At 49.7% G+C, this 18,124-nt stretch carries 18 protein-coding genes; 7 read left to right on the top strand and 11 right to left on the bottom strand.

The window, feature by feature from the left end:
- Positions 1-10: 10 nt before the first annotated feature.
- A complete protein-coding gene (recA, locus tag NQ495_RS00355; protein WP_009134984.1) occupies positions 11-1,018 on the bottom strand; it encodes a recombinase RecA in 1,008 nt (335 codons plus the stop codon).
- 22 nt (positions 1,019-1,040) lie between these two features.
- Positions 1,041-1,502, bottom strand: a complete 462-nt coding sequence (bcp, locus tag NQ495_RS00350) for a thioredoxin-dependent thiol peroxidase (RefSeq protein WP_009134985.1) — start codon at positions 1,500-1,502, stop codon at positions 1,041-1,043.
- A 355-nt stretch (positions 1,503-1,857) separates the two neighbouring features.
- Here bcp and NQ495_RS00345 point away from each other — a divergent pair, with 355 nt between their 5' ends.
- Together NQ495_RS00345 and NQ495_RS00340 are read left to right on the top strand one after the other, a co-directional pair.
- Positions 1,858-2,850 carry a quinone-dependent dihydroorotate dehydrogenase gene (locus tag NQ495_RS00345; RefSeq protein WP_040294782.1) on the top strand — a complete coding sequence of 331 codons (993 nt, stop codon included), beginning with the start codon at positions 1,858-1,860 and terminating at the stop codon, positions 2,848-2,850.
- 11 nt (positions 2,851-2,861) lie between these two features.
- Complete coding sequence (locus NQ495_RS00340; protein ID WP_009134987.1) at positions 2,862-3,590, top strand: alpha/beta hydrolase; 729 nt, start codon at positions 2,862-2,864, stop codon at positions 3,588-3,590.
- 92 nt (positions 3,591-3,682) lie between these two features.
- On the opposite strand, the gene dnaA is transcribed toward NQ495_RS00340, so the two are convergent.
- Positions 3,683-5,095 carry a chromosomal replication initiator protein DnaA gene (dnaA, locus tag NQ495_RS00335; protein WP_009134988.1) on the bottom strand — a complete coding sequence of 471 codons (1,413 nt, stop codon included), beginning with the start codon at positions 5,093-5,095 and terminating at the stop codon, positions 3,683-3,685.
- 235 nt (positions 5,096-5,330) lie between these two features.
- Between dnaA and NQ495_RS00330 the strand changes: the two genes are divergently transcribed.
- The 5 genes from NQ495_RS00330 to NQ495_RS00310 all read left to right on the top strand — a co-directional run bounded on the left by NQ495_RS00330 (position 5,331) and on the right by NQ495_RS00310 (position 10,624).
- Complete coding sequence (locus NQ495_RS00330; RefSeq protein ID WP_009134989.1) at positions 5,331-7,070, top strand: phospho-sugar mutase; 1,740 nt, start codon at positions 5,331-5,333, stop codon at positions 7,068-7,070.
- 16 nt (positions 7,071-7,086) lie between these two features.
- Positions 7,087-7,473: an HIT family protein gene (locus NQ495_RS00325; protein WP_009134990.1), complete on the top strand. Its 387-nt coding sequence runs from the start codon at positions 7,087-7,089 to the stop codon at positions 7,471-7,473.
- 650 nt (positions 7,474-8,123) lie between these two features.
- Positions 8,124-8,813 carry a helix-turn-helix domain-containing protein gene (locus NQ495_RS00320; protein WP_009134991.1) on the top strand — a complete coding sequence of 230 codons (690 nt, stop codon included), beginning with the start codon at positions 8,124-8,126 and terminating at the stop codon, positions 8,811-8,813.
- A gap of 201 nt (positions 8,814-9,014) precedes the next feature.
- Positions 9,015-9,875, top strand: a complete 861-nt coding sequence (locus NQ495_RS00315) for a metal ABC transporter solute-binding protein, Zn/Mn family (protein WP_009134992.1) — start codon at positions 9,015-9,017, stop codon at positions 9,873-9,875.
- Entirely contained in the window at positions 9,872-10,624 is a 753-nt protein-coding gene (locus NQ495_RS00310; protein ID WP_009134993.1) for a metal ABC transporter ATP-binding protein, read from the top strand. The genes NQ495_RS00315 and NQ495_RS00310 overlap by 4 nt, the downstream gene beginning before the upstream one ends.
- Before the next feature lie 103 nt (positions 10,625-10,727).
- Here the strand turns inward: NQ495_RS00310 and NQ495_RS00305 are convergent, their stop codons facing one another.
- From NQ495_RS00305 to NQ495_RS00270, 8 genes are all read right to left on the bottom strand, one after another.
- A complete protein-coding gene (locus NQ495_RS00305; RefSeq protein WP_009134994.1) occupies positions 10,728-11,009 on the bottom strand; it encodes a hypothetical protein in 282 nt (93 codons plus the stop codon).
- A 57-nt stretch (positions 11,010-11,066) separates the two neighbouring features.
- Entirely contained in the window at positions 11,067-12,575 is a 1,509-nt protein-coding gene (locus NQ495_RS00300; RefSeq protein WP_009134995.1) for a bifunctional ADP-dependent NAD(P)H-hydrate dehydratase/NAD(P)H-hydrate epimerase, read from the bottom strand.
- A gap of 126 nt (positions 12,576-12,701) precedes the next feature.
- Positions 12,702-13,331 (bottom strand): CatB-related O-acetyltransferase, encoded by a 630-nt coding sequence (locus NQ495_RS11775; protein WP_009134996.1) that lies wholly within the window; start codon positions 13,329-13,331, stop codon positions 12,702-12,704.
- A gap of 96 nt (positions 13,332-13,427) precedes the next feature.
- The gene (gene nqrF, locus NQ495_RS00290; RefSeq protein WP_009134997.1) at positions 13,428-14,672 is read right to left on the bottom strand and encodes an NADH:ubiquinone reductase (Na(+)-transporting) subunit F; all 1,245 of its coding nucleotides are present in this window, start codon (positions 14,670-14,672) and stop codon (positions 13,428-13,430) included.
- A gap of 38 nt (positions 14,673-14,710) precedes the next feature.
- A complete protein-coding gene (nqrE, locus tag NQ495_RS00285; protein WP_009134998.1) occupies positions 14,711-15,343 on the bottom strand; it encodes an NADH:ubiquinone reductase (Na(+)-transporting) subunit E in 633 nt (210 codons plus the stop codon).
- 27 nt (positions 15,344-15,370) lie between these two features.
- On the bottom strand, positions 15,371-16,030 hold the full coding sequence (locus NQ495_RS00280) for an NADH:ubiquinone reductase (Na(+)-transporting) subunit D (protein WP_009134999.1): 660 nt from the start codon (positions 16,028-16,030) through the stop codon (positions 15,371-15,373).
- A complete protein-coding gene (gene nqrC / locus NQ495_RS00275) occupies positions 16,023-16,925 on the bottom strand; it encodes an NADH:ubiquinone reductase (Na(+)-transporting) subunit C (protein WP_009135000.1) in 903 nt (300 codons plus the stop codon). Before nqrC ends, NQ495_RS00280 begins: the two co-directional genes overlap by 8 nt.
- Positions 16,926-16,936: 11 nt before the next feature.
- The gene (locus NQ495_RS00270; RefSeq protein ID WP_009135001.1) at positions 16,937-18,121 is read right to left on the bottom strand and encodes an NADH:ubiquinone reductase (Na(+)-transporting) subunit B; all 1,185 of its coding nucleotides are present in this window, start codon (positions 18,119-18,121) and stop codon (positions 16,937-16,939) included.
- Positions 18,122-18,124 lie beyond the last annotated feature (3 nt).

Genomic DNA, 18,124 nt, shown 5'->3' with positions numbered 1-18,124 from the left:
CCCGTTCGTGTTAATTGGCCGTCAGCGCTGCGCGCACCTTGGTTTCGATCTCGTCGCGGAGCGCATCGTTGTTTTTCAACGCCTCCTTCACGGCATCACGGCCCTGTCCGAGCTTCTGATCCCCGTATGAGAACCAGGACCCGCTCTTCTTGATAATTCCGTTATCGACACCTAGGTCGATAATCTCGCCCAGTTTCGAAATCCCTTCGCCGTACATAATGTCGAATTCGGCGCGACGGAATGGGGGAGCGAGTTTATTCTTCACGATCTTGACTTTCGCACGGGCTCCCATCTGCTCCTCGCCGTCCTTGATCACCGATGCTTTGCGGATATCGACCCGGACGCTGGCATAGAACTTCAACGCATTACCGCCGGTAGTGGTTTCGGGGTTGCCGTACACTACACCGATCTTGTCGCGCAACTGGTTGATAAAGATGCAGACGGTACCGGTTTTGCTGATGCTGGCGGTCAGTTTACGCAATGCCTGCGACATCAGGCGGGCCTGCAAACCCATTTTCGCTTCACCCATTTCGCCTTCGATTTCGGCCTTGGGTGTCAGGGCTGCCACCGAGTCGATCACCACGATATCGATCGCACTGGAACGAATCAGGTGATCGGCGATTTCGAGCGCCTGCTCGCCGTTGTCAGGCTGCGAGATCAGCAACTCATCGATGTCCACTCCCAGTTTCTGGGCATAAGTGCTGTCGAACGCATGTTCGGCATCGATAAACGCGGCAATGCCGCCCGCCTTTTGCGCCTCGGCGATCGCATGGATCGCAAGGGTCGTTTTACCCGACGATTCGGGACCGTAGATTTCGATCACGCGGCCTTTCGGATAACCGCCGATACCGAGCGCCTGGTCGAGTGTAATCGAACCTGACCGGATAACCGGAACGATCTCCACCGCCTTGCTGCTCATTTTCATAATAGCGCCTTTGCCAAAATCCTTCTCGATTTTGTCCATTACGGCGCTGAGAACTTTCAGTTTCTCGGGATTTACCTGGGTTTTGTCTGCCATATAATTATCTCTGTGATATTTTCTATTGATACGCTTCCACGATCTGTGTAAAGTGGTCCTTGGTATTTACCTTGTCGAAAATCTTCTCTATCGTGCCATCGGGGCCGATCACAAACGTCGTACGCAAAATACCCATATAGGTACGCCCCATAAACTTCTTTTCACCCCATACTCCGTAAGCGGCCGCAATACTTTTATCCGCATCGGCGATCAGCGGGAAATTAAGTCCATGTTTTGCGATAAAGCCCTGGTGCGACTTCACGCTGTCGGGACTCACACCGATTACCTCAAAGCCCATTCGCTGCAACTCGGCCCGGCCGTCACGCAGACTGCAGGCCTCGGCGGTACATCCGGGGGTGTTGTCTTTCGGGTAAAAATAGAGAATCACCTTCCTGCCTCGGAAATCCGACAGTGAAATGCTTTTACCGTCCTGATCGGTACCGGTAAACAGAGGGGCTTTATCGCCGATTTTCAACTGGGTCATACTATGCCTCTTTTCGTGAATATACGGTTTAAAGGTACGAAATAAAAGTGAAATTTAAAGCAGAAAAGCAAAGAAGGTTATGAACGAGAACTCCCTGTCAGACCGCTAAAAGCCGATTTAAACGGGAGTTGCATTATTTTCCCGTTATTTTTGTCGGAAGAGTCATACACTCCAGCGTTGTACGGCTCCCTGTAACGGTCTTTGCAGCGTACAACCGATATGGTACAAAAAAAGCACCGACAGGACAAAAAACGGAAGCCTATAACTTTTGATTATAACAGATAAAAAAGATTGAATGACATCTCCGCAAAGAAGTTTCTATTTTTATATCGCATTTCAAAAGAATAGCAAGATCATGTATAAACAAATTATCCGGCCTCTTTTATTTTTAATGGATCCCGAAAAGGCACATTCCTTGTTGGTGTCCTGCCTCAAAGGTTACCGGCATCTGCCCTGGTGCAGGTATTGGGTGCGTCGTTTTTACGCTTATCCCGATAAACAATGGATATGGAATGATCTTGTTTTTAAAAACCGCATCGGGTTATCGGCCGGTTTTGATAAAACGGCCGAGGCTTTTGATGAACTTGCCGATTTAGGGTTCGGATTTATCGAGATTGGAACCGTCACCCCTTCTCCCCAGAAGGGAAATCCCCGGCCACGTATTTTCCGCCTTGTTGAGTGTGACTCACTGATCTCGCGTACCGGATTCAACAATCCCGGTCTGGACATGATAAAATTGCGGATTGCACAACGGCGCAACTCCTACGTGTTAGGCATTAATATTAATAAGAATCCGTCCTCGGAAGGCAAACAGGCCATAGGCGATTTCTTATCTTTATACAGAGAATTGTATGATACAGCCGATTACTTTACCATCAATTGGAATTCAGTGGAAACGGAAGTAATGGAACAGGCGCTTACTGCTCTGGCAGCTTTTCGGGCAACACGAACAAAACATGTTCCATTGTTGCTGAAATTACCGGCCGACCTTACAGAAGAGGCGCTGAATGTCGTTACAGCGTGCATCGACAACTATAAAATAGATGGTGTGATCGCTACGGGCCCGACGATGGACCGAACCTACCTGACTGCTTCACTCAACCGGTTGCAAAAAATTGGGACAGGAAGCATCAGTGGAAAAGGTATCGGAGATAAATCGTTTAGAATAGTGAAATTTCTGCGGGGCCACGTCGGAAAGAATGTACTGATCGTAGGGGCAGGAGGAGTGATGACTCCGCACGATGCTCGGACAATGCTGGATGCAGGAGCCGACATGATACAAATTTACTCCTCCTTGATTTATGAGGGACCGGCTATCGTAAAAAAAATGATCAAGGCAACCCAATAAAATATAAAACTATGGAACGTAATTTTACCGAATGGCCATTGGGCAGTACCGACCAGGGCGCCACTCTCTCAATATATCGGGCCAACCAGACTCGTAGCAACGCTGTGATTATGTGTCCAGGCGGCGGTTTCAATCTAGTGACTATGGATCATGAAGGATATGCTTTCGCCGATTGGTTTCATCAACAGGGGATCACTTATGCCGTATTGAAATATCGTATGCCTCATGGGCATGTCGAAATTATTCGGGAAGATATCCGTGAAGCGATTCGCCTGATACGCGCCCGGTCCGCGGAATGGGGGATTCAACAGGTAGGAGTGATGGGGGCTTCTATCGGAGGGTATATTGCCGCTACGGCTGCAACTTTGTACCATGGAACGGACCGCGCCGATTTCCAGATTCTGCTTTATCCGGTGATCAGCATGACGGACCAACTGACACATTTGCCCTCGCGATGCAGAATGTTAGGAGAGAATATTCCCGAAGCAGAAAAAAAGGCGCTCTCGCTTGAACTGCATGTTACCAAAGAAACCTCTTCTGCATTTATTGTCTTGGCAGAAGATGATCAGACCGTGTCACCGCTTAACAGTCTCGCCTATTACACGGCATTGTTGAAACATGGGGTCTCTGCCGAATTGCATATTTACCCCCAAGGAGGACACAGCTTTGGGTTTTGCGACAGCTTTATATACAAAAACCTATGGACTAACGAATTGAGCCAATGGTTAAACGCTCTTTAACGCAGCAATCCGATAATAATCCTAAGACCAAATACAGCAACGGAAAAACACTGGAAAACTTTCCTTTTCTCATTCACCTGGCTCCGAAGAGACTATTTCGCCAACACGCGCTTCTCGATCTCCTCGATCTGGTGACGGAACACTTTGTCTGTCTCCATCAGGTTCGAAATCGCCTTGCAGGCATGGAGTACCGTCGCATGGTTCTTTCCGCCGATCGAAGCCCCGATAATAGTCAGCGGCGCTTTCGTATGCTGTTTGCTCAGGTACATCGCGATCTGGCGCGCCTGTGCGATCTCACGCGTACGACGCGGCGACTTGAACTTCTCCTCCGGCAATCCCAGGTATTCACACACCACTTTCTGAATGTGATCGATCGTAATCTCCTTCTGCGTAAACTGTACGTACACTTTCAGTATCTCCTTGGCCAGCGTGACCGTAATCTTTTTGCCGAGGAACGATGCATTCGCCACCAACGACGAGAGAGCTCCCTCTATCTCACGGACATTCGCATTGATATTATCGGCCAGGAAATCGACCACCTCGTCCGGCACATCGGCCCCGAGACGAAGCGCTTTGTTACGGATAATCTTGACCTTCGTATCCAGGTCCGGCAACTGCAACTGCGCCGACAACCCCCATTTGAAACGGGTCAGCAACCGCTGCTCGATGTCTTTCAGTTCAACGGGCGACTTATCCGACGTCAGCACGAGCTGCTTGCCCGACAGGTGCAGATGATTGAAGATATTGAAAAAAGCGTTCTGCGTCTTCTCCTTACCGGCCAGTTCCTGAATATCGTCGATAATCAACATGTCGAGCATCTGGTAGAAGTGGATGAAATCATTGATCTCACCCGACCGCACCGCATTGGTAAACTGGGCCTGGAATTTGTTCATCGACACATAAAGTACCTGCATCGACGGACGGCGTTGTTTAGCTTCCATGCCGATCGCCTGCGCGATATGCGTCTTGCCAAGCCCCGAATCCCCATATATATATAAAGGATTAAAAGGGGTTGCACCCGGATCGACAGCCACCGAAAAACCTGCCGAACGGCACAAGCGATTACAATCGCCCTCGACGAAGGTATCGAACGTATAATTCGGATTCAGTTGCGGGTCGATTACCAGCTTGCGGATACCCGGAATCACGAACGGATTCTTTATATTTGTCGTGTTCGTCTGCGTGGCAAACGTATTGATAGCCGTCATATCGGCATCGGAAACCACGGTGGAAGCCGGCTGCTCGGCCTGGGGCACCGCATAGCGCAACTTGGTTTTCAGCCCGAATTGCTGATGGATGATCGGGGTCAACAACGGAATGAAGTGCTTCTCAATGTGATACACATAGCTTTCGTTCGGAACGCGCAGCTTCAGGGTCGTTCCGTCGAAATCGAGCGGCACGATCGGCTTGAACCATTTGGAGAACTCTTCGTCAGAGGTCTGCTCCTTTATCTGGGACAAGCACATTTGCCACACGTCTCCGTATGTCCGATTTTTAACGATCATCGTATTAAGGTGGGTTATTTCTGATTTCCGTAGGACAAAATTGTAAATAACAATATGAAAAAAAAACGGGGTATCATATTGTTTGTTTAACAAATATTTATATAGAAGAATAAGGGCTTTCCGAGGGTCTAAATTTAACCGTTTGATATAGAGTATTCAGAAAATAATTCGTATTTTTGTTTATAAGTTTTTTCGACCTGAATGTTCCGTAATTACAAATAAAACACATAAAATCATGAGTGAAAATCTGGACCAAATCGTGCAGGGGAAAGCCCAAAAATGGCTGGACGGCAACTATGACTCAAAGACAAAAGATCAGGTTAAATACCTGATGGAAAACGACAAAAAAGAGCTTACCGAAAGTTTTTATAAAGATCTGGAATTCGGCACAGGCGGCTTGCGCGGCATCATGGGGGTCGGCACCAACCGCATGAATGTCTACACGGTCGGAATGGCCACCCAGGGGTTGGCGAACTACCTGAAAAAAGCCTTTCCGCACGAACACATCAAAGTGGCAATCGGACACGACAGCCGCAACAACAGCCGGCTCTTTTCCGAACAGGTCGCATCGATTTTCGCAGCCAACGGATTCAAGGTATACCTGTTCGATTCGCTACGTCCGACCCCGGAACTCAGTTTCGCGATCCGGCGGTTGGGATGCCAGAGCGGGGTAGTAATCACGGCATCGCACAACCCCAAGGAATACAACGGCTACAAGGCATACTGGGCCGACGGAGCGCAGGTAACCCCTCCGCACGATAAAAACATTATCGCAGAAGTAGAGAAGATCACTTCCCCCGACGAAGTACTCACCACCCAGAGCAAAGACAACATTACTATTCTGGACGAGACTTTCGACGAAATCTACCTGGACGCCGTCCACGGCCTATCGCTTTCGCCCGAAGCCATTGCAGCGAACCGGGACATGAAAATCGTCTACACGCCGCTGCACGGCACGGGAGTTATCCTCGTTCCCGCATCCCTCCGCAAATTCGGATTCCGCAACATCATTACGGTCAAGGAGCAAAACATTCCCGACGGCAACTTCCCGACAGTCGTTTCGCCGAATCCGGAAGAACGCGCCACAATGAAGATGGCGCTCGATTTGGCTGCCAAAGAGAAAGCCGACCTGGTATTGGCAACAGATCCCGATGCCGACCGCATCGGAGTGGCGATTCCAAATGAAAACGGGGAGTATATACTGCTTAACGGCAATCAAACCTGCGCATTGTTGACCTATTACCTGATCAAGCGCTGGAGCGATTTGGGACGGCTCGACGGCAAGCAATACATCATCAAAACCATCGTAACGACCGGACTGATCAACCGAATCGCGGAAGCATTCGGAGTTAAATGCTTCGAGTGCCTGACCGGCTTCAAATACATCGCCGAAATCATCCGCGAACACGAAGGCAAAATGCAATACATAGGGGGAGGCGAGGAGAGTTTCGGCTTCTTGGCCGGCGATTTCGTCCGTGATAAAGATGCGGTGAGCGCCTGCTCACTGGCAGCCGAAGCGGCAGCTTGGGCCAGAACCCAAGGCATGACACTGTACGATCTGCTTAAAGATATATATGTCAAATACGGCTTCTACAAGGAAGCGATGGTTTACATCGTCCGTAAAGGCAAGGAAGGTGCAGACGAGATCAAGAAGATGATGGATGACTACAGGGCCAATCCGCCCAAAACCATAGGCGGTTCTCCTGTTATTACTATCAAAGATTACCTTTCATCCGAATCACTGGATGTCCGCGACGGAAAACGTTCGACGATCGGTATGGAGAAATCCAACGTACTGCAATTTTCCACCGAAAACAACACGATCGTCTCCATCCGGCCTTCCGGAACAGAGCCGAAGATCAAATACTATTTCGGCATCTGTGAAAAACTGCCGTCGAAAGAACAATTCGATGCCGTGCAGCAGAAACTGGACAAACGACTAAAAGAACTCGAGACCGAACTGAATCTGGACTAAAAATTCACACAAATTTATGGCTTCTATATTCACACGTATCATACAGGGTGAAATTCCCTGCTACAAAGTGGCCGAAGACGACCGCTATTTTGCATTTCTGGACATCAACCCGCTCACCGAAGGCCATACGCTGGTCGTCCCGAAAAAGGAGACCGACTACCTGTTCGATCTGGACGACGACACACTGGCAGGCATGGTGCTTTTTGCAAAGCGAATCGCAAAACGAATAGGGGAGAAAATAGCTTGTAAAAGAGTTGCCGTGGTCGTGCTTGGACTGGAAGTTCCACATGCACATATCCACCTGATTCCAATCAATAACGAAAAAGATGTCGATTTCCATCGGGAGAAACTAAAACTTTCACCGGAGGAGTTCAAGCGCATATCGACAATGATCGCATTGTAAATAAACAACTTACACTCCATGTAAAGCACCCTATTACAGGGTGCTTTTTTATTTAACATAATTAAACGCTTGGATTACAGATATAAAATCCCAGACAAACACCGAAATAGGGCAGAGTCTAATGTAATTAACTTTTCAGCAATTACACAATTCATGGATTACATTTGTAATTCAGGTTAGTGCAAGGTCTCCCATATGTATCACATTTGTAACCACGAAAACGTAAAAGTGGGGGCGTAGCTACTGGATTACATCTGTAACCACATTCTTTTGCCGAAATTTATCGCTTTACTTTACCTGGCGATTAAATCATTTTACATATTATATTTAAGTGCATTATAATCAATTAATTGATTTAAATTACATCATGTTTACATTTAATATACCGACTGACTTAAATACGACCTAATGCATACGCGGGGGCTTTATCCATATTTAATATCGCACAAATATACTAATAGTCAAATATTTAAACATATTTACATAAACCAATAATACACTTTAATCAATTTGATTGCTATCAATACTGCGGATTAAATATTGCTATTTACATTTGTAACCAAACATTGTCGCATTTTATTTGTTTCCTTTTGTATGCAACCTTCGAATTTATTTGCATAAATATGTTAACTTTGTAAAAAACGAGAAACATGAAAGATCGGCTGGAAAAATTCATAAAAACGGAAGGTTTGACTCCTTCACGTTTTGCAGAAATAATGGGCGTACAACCATCGAGCATCTCACACATCCTAGGTGGCCGGAATAAACCCAGCTTCGACTTCATTGAGAAAATGCTGCAGCGTTTCCCGAAACTCAATCCAGATTGGTTGCTTCTAGGTAAAGGCAACATATACCGTTCAATTTCCGACAATACGGTCACACCGATCACAACTTCGTCGTCACAGGCGACGATCATCCCCGCTGCGACAGAAACGAATGATGCATCGAATACGAATCGGGCATCATCTTCGGGAGACTCAATGGGAACAACCACGATAACCGAAAATAATCAACAAAAAGCGGCGGGATCGTTATTTGATTTTACCGACAATTTAACTCCGCGAGAATCGCATAAAATGAATCAACATGGACAGTCCCTTGGAAAAATCGATTTTCAAGAAACTAATCCTTCAACACATCAGACTCCGGAAATTGCTCCGAATCATTCGACACAGTCTAAAATAGGTACAACTACACGAGCAGGAACCGGGTCAAAATCTCAGAGCGACTCCCAGAATCACACTAGAATCATGAATGATGTCCGGCAAACATCCGGAATCGAGCGAATCATTATTTTCTTTAAGGACAAAACTTTCATCTCTTATACTCCGGACGAATAACCAATGAATTATAATTTATATTATGTTAAATAATGTGACGCGGATATCCTTAATACTATAATCTCAGGTCCGTTTGCATAGTTTTTGCTGTTCTGCTTTGCATTGACTACCTTTATCATCCGATTCAATGCCCGATCACATCATCGTATGAAACTCCGAATACCACTTATTACAATAGTTTTGTGTGGCTTGATTGTAACCATGTGCACCAAACCGCAAAGCAACCAGCCTTCTATTGCTGTCAGTATCGCGCCGTTGCAATATATCACGGAACAGATCGCCGATTCCGATTTTCGTATCAATGTCTTGGTTCCTTCGGGTGCCAGTCCGGAAACCTATGAACCCTCTCCGGCACAAATGCAACAAGTCGCTCAATCCCAATTTTATATTCATACCGGATTAATCGATTTCGAACGAAACCTCCAACAGGCTATTCGGAATAATATGCCTGATGTTCAACAAATCAACGTCTCAGAAGGAGTCGAACTAATTGCCGGTGACTGCGAACACAATCATCAGAATAACAGCGAAAAGATCGTACACGATCATGAGGTCGCCGCCACGCACGGACATACTCACGTCCAAGGCGTCGATCCCCACATTTGGAATTCGCCCAGGACAGTCAAGCAAATCGCTGCGACTATTTACGAAGCATTGGCACGGCAATACCCGGATTCGGCCCGATACAAGGATAATTATCACCGGTTCATTTCACGCCTGGATTCGCTCGACAGCCAATTGACCGCCCTGTTCGGCCCCCATACCCACCATGCCTTTATCATCTATCATCCGGCACTTACCTATCTGGCCCGGGATTACGGATTGCAACAAATCGCACTGGAAAACGAAGGGAAGGAACCATCGGCCGAACACATGCGCCGGATTATCGACACGGCACGCAACCTGAATCTGACCAAACTTTTTTATCAGCGGCAATTCAGCAAAAGTACGGTGGATGCACTGGCAAGAGAGTTGAATATTCCTGCCGTCCCAATTGACCCATTGGCTCCGGATGTGATTAATAACACATTAGAAATAAGCAAACTAATTGCTCAACCATGAGTCTGATCTCTCTAAAGGATGTCTCGGTCGGCTATGATGACCGGCAAAAAGTACTGGATCATGTCAATCTGGACATACTCCCGAATGATTTTATCGGTGTGATCGGTCCGAATGGAGGTGGCAAGACGACATTGGTAAAAACGATCCTCAAGGCACTCCCCTATTCCGGTGAAGTACAGTACTCACCAGTGATCGGTAGCGACGGTTACAGGGCTATCGGCTACCTGCCACAGGTATCCGACATAGACAAATCCTTTCCAATATCGGTCTGTGAAGTGGTGCTTTCCGGGTTGCAGGCCCGTAAGCGGTTGTTTGGCCGTTACTCCGCAGCCGATAAAGCCAAAGCTTTGCAACTGCTTGACCTGTGCGGTATCGAGTCGATCGCCCGGCGCCCTATCGGAGAGCTCTCGGGCGGCCAGTTGCAACGTACGTTGCTTTGCCGTGCGCTGATCTCCGACCCGAAAGTGCTGATCCTCGACGAGCCGGCAAATTTCGTGGACAATAAATTTGAAAAGGAGTTGTACGCAATTCTGCGGCAACTCAACGACCGGATGGCAATCATTATGGTGTCGCACGATCTGGGAACGATCACCTCTCATGTCAAATCGATCGTCTGTGTCAACCGGCATGTGCACCGGCACAACTCAAACGTCATCACACCCGAGCAACTGCACAACTACGACTGTCCCATCCAGATCGTTTCACACGGCACGGTTCCGCATACCGTACTCGAAGAGCACGCGGATTAAACGTTAAACGAGCGTAGTATTTCGAATCATTCGACAACAAAACGACGGGAGCCGGAGCGATAATCGCTCCGGCTCCCGTCGTTTCCCCGTAAATAAAACAAAGTTATTTGCAGATATCGCTCAGTTTCCGGAACAAATCATCCGTTCCGCTGATCATATCCCGGCGGATCTGCGCATAATGTTTGCGTACCAGGCTTTTGTTCTGCTTGTCTGCCGGATTATTCACTTTCTCGTACAAATTATTACGCATCGCAACGGCCTCTTCGATCACCGATACGATCGCATCACGCTTCTCCACGTTGAAATAAAGCGCCATATAGCCATCCGAAATCACTTCGCTGACCAGATAATCTATCTCGTTCTTAATGCCTCTGATACTTGCCATAACTATTTGAATTTGATTTGCAGACAAAGATAGTAAAAACTATCGGAAAATGAGCGGTTAAAGCGGATTTTCAGTATTCCCGGTTTCCCATTCGGCCCACGTTTCCCCGATAAAATCGGCCAAATCACCCGCGTTCACTCCCTCCTGTCCATAATACTGCGTCGCTTTGTCTCCCGCTTTTCCGTGCAGGTATACCCCGACAAGCGCCGCCGGCAATGGAGGATAACCGCGTGCCAGTAGGCCGGTAATCAATCCTGTGAGCACATCGCCACTCCCCCCTTTGGCCATACCCGCATTGCCGGTAGGATTGAAATAACAAATTCCCTCGGGAGTACAAACCATCGTATGCGCCCCTTTCACCACTACATAAGCCGACAGCCGACGGGCCAGTTGCCGTACTCGTTCGTTGCGGTCTGCATCATCTTCCCACTCCCCGACCAATCTCCGTAATTCGCCCGGATGCGGCGTCAATATAGAACCGGCAGGCACCAGTTCCTGCAAACCGGGATCGGCAGCCAACAAATTCAGTGCATCCGCATCGATCACCATCGGCCTGCCGCATTGCAGCAGAGCTTCCAAAGCCCGAGCGGTCTGGAGTCGCTGCCCTAATCCCGGTCCGACACCGATTGCTGTAAACCGCTGGGGCTGTTGGGGTAAATGCGAAAAACAGGGTTGTTCATCCCCACTGACCATTGCCGCAGGATGGTTGGCCTGCAGTGCAACACGCTCTTCCCGGGGAAGGTGTACGGTTACCAGTCCGCATCCGGAACGGAGCGCGGCACCGGCAGCCAATACCGCAGCACCGACCATCCCCTCCGAACCACAAACCAACAAAGCGTGGCCGAAACATCCTTTATGCCCGAAGCGAGGGCGCGGCAATAACATTTTGCGGATTAATTCCTCATCTACATAAAAATACGGCGTACCGACCTGTTCCATATATGCCTCAGACAGGCCAATCGGCAACACAGTCACCACACCGGCGCACTCCCCCGCTTCGGGAAGCAACAGCGATAATTTCGGAAATTCAAGAGTAAGCGTCACATCGGCATGCACGATCAAACGGCCCGGCAGATTGCCATATTCGGTCACCATTCCCGAAGGAACATCGATCGACAGTACCCGGCAACCGGAAGCATTGATCTGCCGAATCGCATCGGCGGCCAGACCCGTTACCTCGCCCCGCACCCCAGTACCCAGCAATGCATCCACAATCACGGTTCCGGAATCAGGCAGAGTGTCAAACCGGGTAGACACACGCACCCCTTTGGGCAAACGTCCCAGGTTCGTCCGGCATTCCGTTGACAATTGATCCCTGCCGAAGACCACAACCGCCTCACAAAGGTATCCTACCTTGTGCAACATCCGCGCAACAGCCAGGCCGTCGCCGCCGTTATTCCCCTTACCCACAACGAACAGCAACGGCACATCCTGCGAAATATGATTGCATATCCATTGCGCAATAGCCTCCGATGCTCGTTCCATTAACGCAAGGCTTTCGATCGGTTCATGCTCAATCGTAAAGCGGTCTGCCTCCCGAATAGCTGTCCCGGTTAAAATCTTCATGTCGATACGTATATTTTATAACGGAATATCCCCGTTGCTTGCTGCCGAAAATCACCGTTCCTCAGGCCATTCCACTGTCGGGTACGCTCTTCTTCGGCGGCCACATCCTCATCCCAACGGAACGGATCAATCAACGGGATTTTGAAATGCATTCGTCCGGTGGATAAATCCGGATATATCAGCCGAGGACAAATACGGAATGTTCGTTCGAATCCGTTCCGGACTCCAATCCCACCACCGTATTTTCAATAAGGCACCGATCTGTTCCTGATCGAACCGGAACCGGATCACCTTGGCAGGAATCCCTCCATACAGGGCATACGGGGGCACATCCCTGACAACGATGGACCCTGCGGCGATAATCGCACCGTCCCCGATCGTCACACCGCTGAGAATCGTCACCGAAGAGGCTATCCATACATCATTACCGATGGTGATCTTCCCATGCGAAGAGGGCATCTCCCGGGTAAAATACCTCTCTTTCTTGCTCAAGAAACGTTCGCTCAACGGAAAAGTAGAAACCCATTCAACCGGATGGATGCCACCCGTAATCACGGTGACGTTCTCGGCTATCGAACAAAACTTGCCTATCTCCAGGTCAACGACATTCCCCCTGAATTCCTTGACATTCAAATTATAGACGCCGTAAGTATAATCACCTACGGAGATCATTCCCTTTCGGATCAGCCTGCGTATCCTGTATTTACGCTGATACTGCAACAGTTCGTTCAACCGTCTGGAGAGCCATCGTTTCATGAGGTCAAGTCTTCGTTAATCAAAAAATCAGTCCTAAGCGACTTTCAAGCAAACTCTCCGGAACAGAAAAACTGCTTATATTCTCCTGATTCCTACCTACGATCCGAAATCGTCGTACATGATGTTCTCTCCCGGTACGCCCAACTCATCGAGCATCTGGTTGACCGCCGCATTCATCATCGGCGGCCCGCAAAGATAGTATTCGATATCTTCGGGCGCTTCATGGTTTTTGAGGTAGTTTTCAAATACGACTTTGTGGATAAAGCCCACATAGCCGCTCCAATTGTCCTCTTCCTTCGGGTCGGAAAGCGCGATATGGAAATGGAAGTTCGGGAACTGCTTTTCGATCTCTTCGAAATCGGATTCGTAGAAAATCTCGCGTTTCGAGCGCGCTCCGTACCAATACGTGACAGGAGCGGTAACCTTTTGGGTTTTGAACAAATGGAAAATGTGCGAGCGCATCGGCGCCATACCGGCTCCGCCACCGATAAACATCTTTTCGTTGGGTGTATCCTTGACGAAAAATTCGCCGTAAGGCCCTGATATAGTCACTTTGTCGCCCGGTTTAAGCGAGAAGATATACGACGAGCAAATGCCCGGATTGACCTTCATAAAGCTCCCTGCAGTCCTGTCCCAGGGCGGTGTGGCGATACGGATATTCAGCATAATGATATTGCCTTCGGCCGGATGGTTCGCCATCGAATAGGCCCGGAACGTCGGCTCCGGATTGCGCGTCACGAGTCCCCACATTTTCATCTGGTCCCAGTCTTCACGATATTCGGGCGCGATGTCGAAGTCGCTGAATCTGATCTCATCGTACTTCGGAACATCGATCTGGATGTACTGTCCGGAACGGAACTTCAGTGTCTCGCCCACCGGCAGTTTCACAACGAATTCCTTGATAAAAGTCGCGACGTTATTGTTCGAAACCACCTCGCATTCCCACTTCTTGACCCCAAGCACCGCATCTCCGACCCGGATCTTCAGGTCCTCCTTCACTTTGACCTGACAGCCCAAACGCCATTTTTCAGCCTGCTGGCGCCGGGTAAAAAAGTTCACCTCGGTAGGAAGTATCTCACCGCCTCCGTCTAGCACCTGACACTTGCACATCCCGCACGATCCGCCGCCTCCGCAGGCCGACGGCAAAAAAATACCGTTATTACCGAGCGTACTGAGCAACGTGCTTCCCGGCGAAACGGTCAATACCTTCTCCCCCTCGTTAATATCGATCCGGACTTCGCCCGAAGGCATCAGTTTCGCTTTGGCATAGAGCAGCAGCGCCACCAGAATAAGCGTCACCACCAGAAAGGCTGCAATGGCTACAATAATTGACAAACCCATTATTTTATGGTTTTCGCGTTATTTTACATTTTTTCCCGTTACAACTGGATCCCGAGGAAAGTCATGAAAGCGATTCCCATCAGTCCGGTCAGTATGAAGGTGATCCCGGCACCGCGCAGCGGCGCAGGCACATTCGAATAGGCCAGTTTCTCACGGATGGCTGCCATCAGGATAATCGCCAGCCACCACCCGATACCCGATCCGAGCGCAAAAGCAGACGCTTCACCCAGCGTAGCGTAATCGCGTTCCTGCATAAACAGCGAACCACCCATAATCGCACAGTTCACGGCAATGAGCGGCAGGAAAATCCCCAGCTGGTTGTAGAGCGTCGGCGTGAATTTCTCGACCACCATTTCGACGAGCTGTACGAACGAAGCGATCACTGCGATAAAAACGATAAAGCTGAGGAAACTCAGGTCGATCATTTGGCTTCCACCTACCCCGTATTTCGGATCGACCCAACCAAGCGCTCCGGGCGAAAGGACATATTCGTTGAGCAGGTAGTTCAGCGGTACGGTCATCACCATCACGAACGTGACGGCAATCCCGAGTCCCATCGCCGTCTTGACGCTCTTGCTGACTGCAATGTAGGAGCACATGCCGAAAAAGAAGGCGAAAACCATGTTTTCGACAAAAATCGCCTTGACGAATATGCTCAGTATGTTTTCCATATCGTGGATTTTTTAGCGGATGCGGGTTTATTTTTCAATCAAGTTCTTGTTGCGGCTGCGCTGCACCCAGATAATCAGTCCGACCCCGATCAGTGCCATCGGCGGCAGCAACATCAGGCCGTTGTTCTCGTAAAAACCGCCGTTTTTGATGTACCAGCTCGCAGGAACAACCTGATACCCCCACAAGGTTCCGGCCCCGAACAGTTCGCGGAAAAACCCGAGGATCAACAGGATAATCCCGTAACCGACACCATTGCCGACACCGTCCAGGAACGAAGGCCACGGCTTATTGCCCAACGCGAATGCCTCGATACGCCCCATGATGATACAGTTGGTAATGATCAACCCGACAAATACCGAAAGCTGTTTGCTGACATCGTAAACGAAAGCCTTTAGCACCTGGTCGACCAGAATGACGAGCGCGGCAACGACCACCAATTGTACGATAATGCGGATACGGTCGGGAATACCTTTGCGTATCAGTGAGATAATCATGCTCGAAAAGCCTGTCACGACGATCACCGAAAGCGCCATCACGAAAGCGGGCTTGAGCTTCGCCGTCACGGCCAATGCCGAGCAGATACCCAGAATCTGTACCGTAACCGGGTTATTCTGACCGAACGGAGAGGTCAGCAATTTGAGGTTTTTAGCCGAAAAAAACGGCGCTTTTTCCTTTTTATCACTCATGTCCATCGGATTTATCGGTTGATGTTCCGGCTGTTGTATCCGAGGGTATTGCCCCGGTTGCAGTACCGTCCTGCAAAGCGCTTTCCTCATGACCCGTTCCAACCGGTATGCCACCGGCAGAGACTGAATCCGCCGCGCTGGAAGAAGAGGCTATATCACCGGCTGCCGCACGCTGCTTGCGAATATAGGCATCGTAATCACTCAGACAGTTCTTCAGCATATTCTCCACACCGCGCGAAGTCAGCGTGCCACCCGAGAGCGCATCCACGGCATAGGGATCGTTCGGATCGGCACCTCCCTTCTGTAAGGTAATCGCAACCACATTGCCCTGCGGGCCTAAAATCTGCTTGCCTTTGAATTGTGCCTGAAAAGCCGGTGTAGCAATCTCTGCTCCCAGACCGGGCGTCTCGCTTTTGTGGTCGAAGACCGCCCCGTCCACCGTATCCCAATTGTCGCCCAAAGCAATATAGCCCCACACAGGCCCCCAAAGTCCGGTACCCCAGACCGGAATCACGTAACTGACGATTCCGTGATCGTCCCGGCTGACGAAAACCGGCAACACACGATCCTGCAACGGTTTGTCGTATTCGGCCTTCAGGTTGATCAACAGGTTGAAAGCGTCTGCACCTTCGACCCGGTCGCCCGCCGCATTGACCGCATAGCTGTCAACGATATATTTCCGATATTGTTCGGTAATGTAAGCCGATTTATCCGCTACATGATCCGCATCACCGCCCTGGCCCACCGAACGGAGAATGTCCCCCATCTTCTCGATCCGCACGTTCTCGGCCTGTATACCGCCGAGTGACAAGGAGACGAACGAGAGCACAGCCGCGACGATGACGACCATCACCGAGGCATAAAGGATAATATAGCTGTTGCTGTTCTTATTCATGGCAGTCTCTTTTACTTTACTGTTTTGAGCCTCCGGGTACGCCTGCGGATATTGGCCTGCACGACATAATAGTCGATCAGCGGGGCCACTGCATTCATCAGCAGGATCGACAGCATCATACCCTCCGGATAACCCGGATTGACTACCCGGATCAGTACGGCCATCACGCCGATCAGCAGTCCGTAAATATACTTGCCGGTGTTGGTCTGGCTACCGGTTACCGGGTCGGTGGCCATAAATACGGCGCCGAACGCGAAACCACCCATCAGCAGGTGGTAGTAAGCCGGGATGTCCATATAAGCGTTCAGCCCGATCAGGTTGAACAGCAGGCCCATCAGGTAACCTCCGGCAAAGACGCTCAGCATAATACGCCACGAGGCTATCCCCGTCCAGAGCAGGATTACCGCACCGATCAGGATCGCCAGCTTCGACGTTTCGCCGATCGAACCGGGCATCGTACCGAGAAACCATTCGAGCGGTCCTCCCTGCGTCCAAATAATCTCTTTGGTATGGTTCAATACCGCCGAAGCCGCATCGCCCAGCGGCGTAGCACCGGAAAATCCGTCTACAATGCCTTCGCCCTTGGTCAGCCCTGCAATCCAGACTTTCTCCCCGGAAATATAAGGCGTGTAAGCGAAAAAGACAAAAGCCCGCGCCAACAGCGCCGGGTTGAAAATGTTCATGCCTGTCCCCCCGAATACCTCCTTGCCGATAATGACAGAAAAGGCGGTCGCGACAGCCACCATCCACAACGGGATATCGACCGGCATCACCAACGGGATCAGCATACCTGTCACGAGGAAACCTTCATTGACCTCGTGGCCGCGGATTTGCGCCGAAATAAATTCGATCCCCAACCCGACCACATAAGAGACGATAATGATCGGCAATACTTTCAGGAAACCGAACCAGAAACAGCTCCACAATGCGGCATCAGCCACCCCGATCGCGCGGAAATGCTGTAATCCCACGTTATACATCCCGAACAAAAGACAGGGCATCAGGGCCAAGACGACAATGATCATCGTCCGTTTGAGGTCCATCGCATCGCGGATATGACTGCCGCTGTGGGTAGTCTTGTCCGGGACGAAAAGGAACGTCTCGAACGCATCGAACGTCGAATGCAGCCTGCCGAAGCGGCCGCCCGGTTCGAAATCGGGTTTTATCCGGTCTAAAAATCTTCTCAGTCCTTTCATTTC

It is taken from the genome of Alistipes indistinctus YIT 12060 (genome assembly GCF_025144995.1).
GTDB classification, from domain to species: Bacteria; Bacteroidota; Bacteroidia; order Bacteroidales; family Rikenellaceae; genus Alistipes_A; species Alistipes_A indistinctus.
Note: the sequence above shows the minus strand (reverse complement) of the source record. Positions and strands in the feature narration are given on the sequence as shown.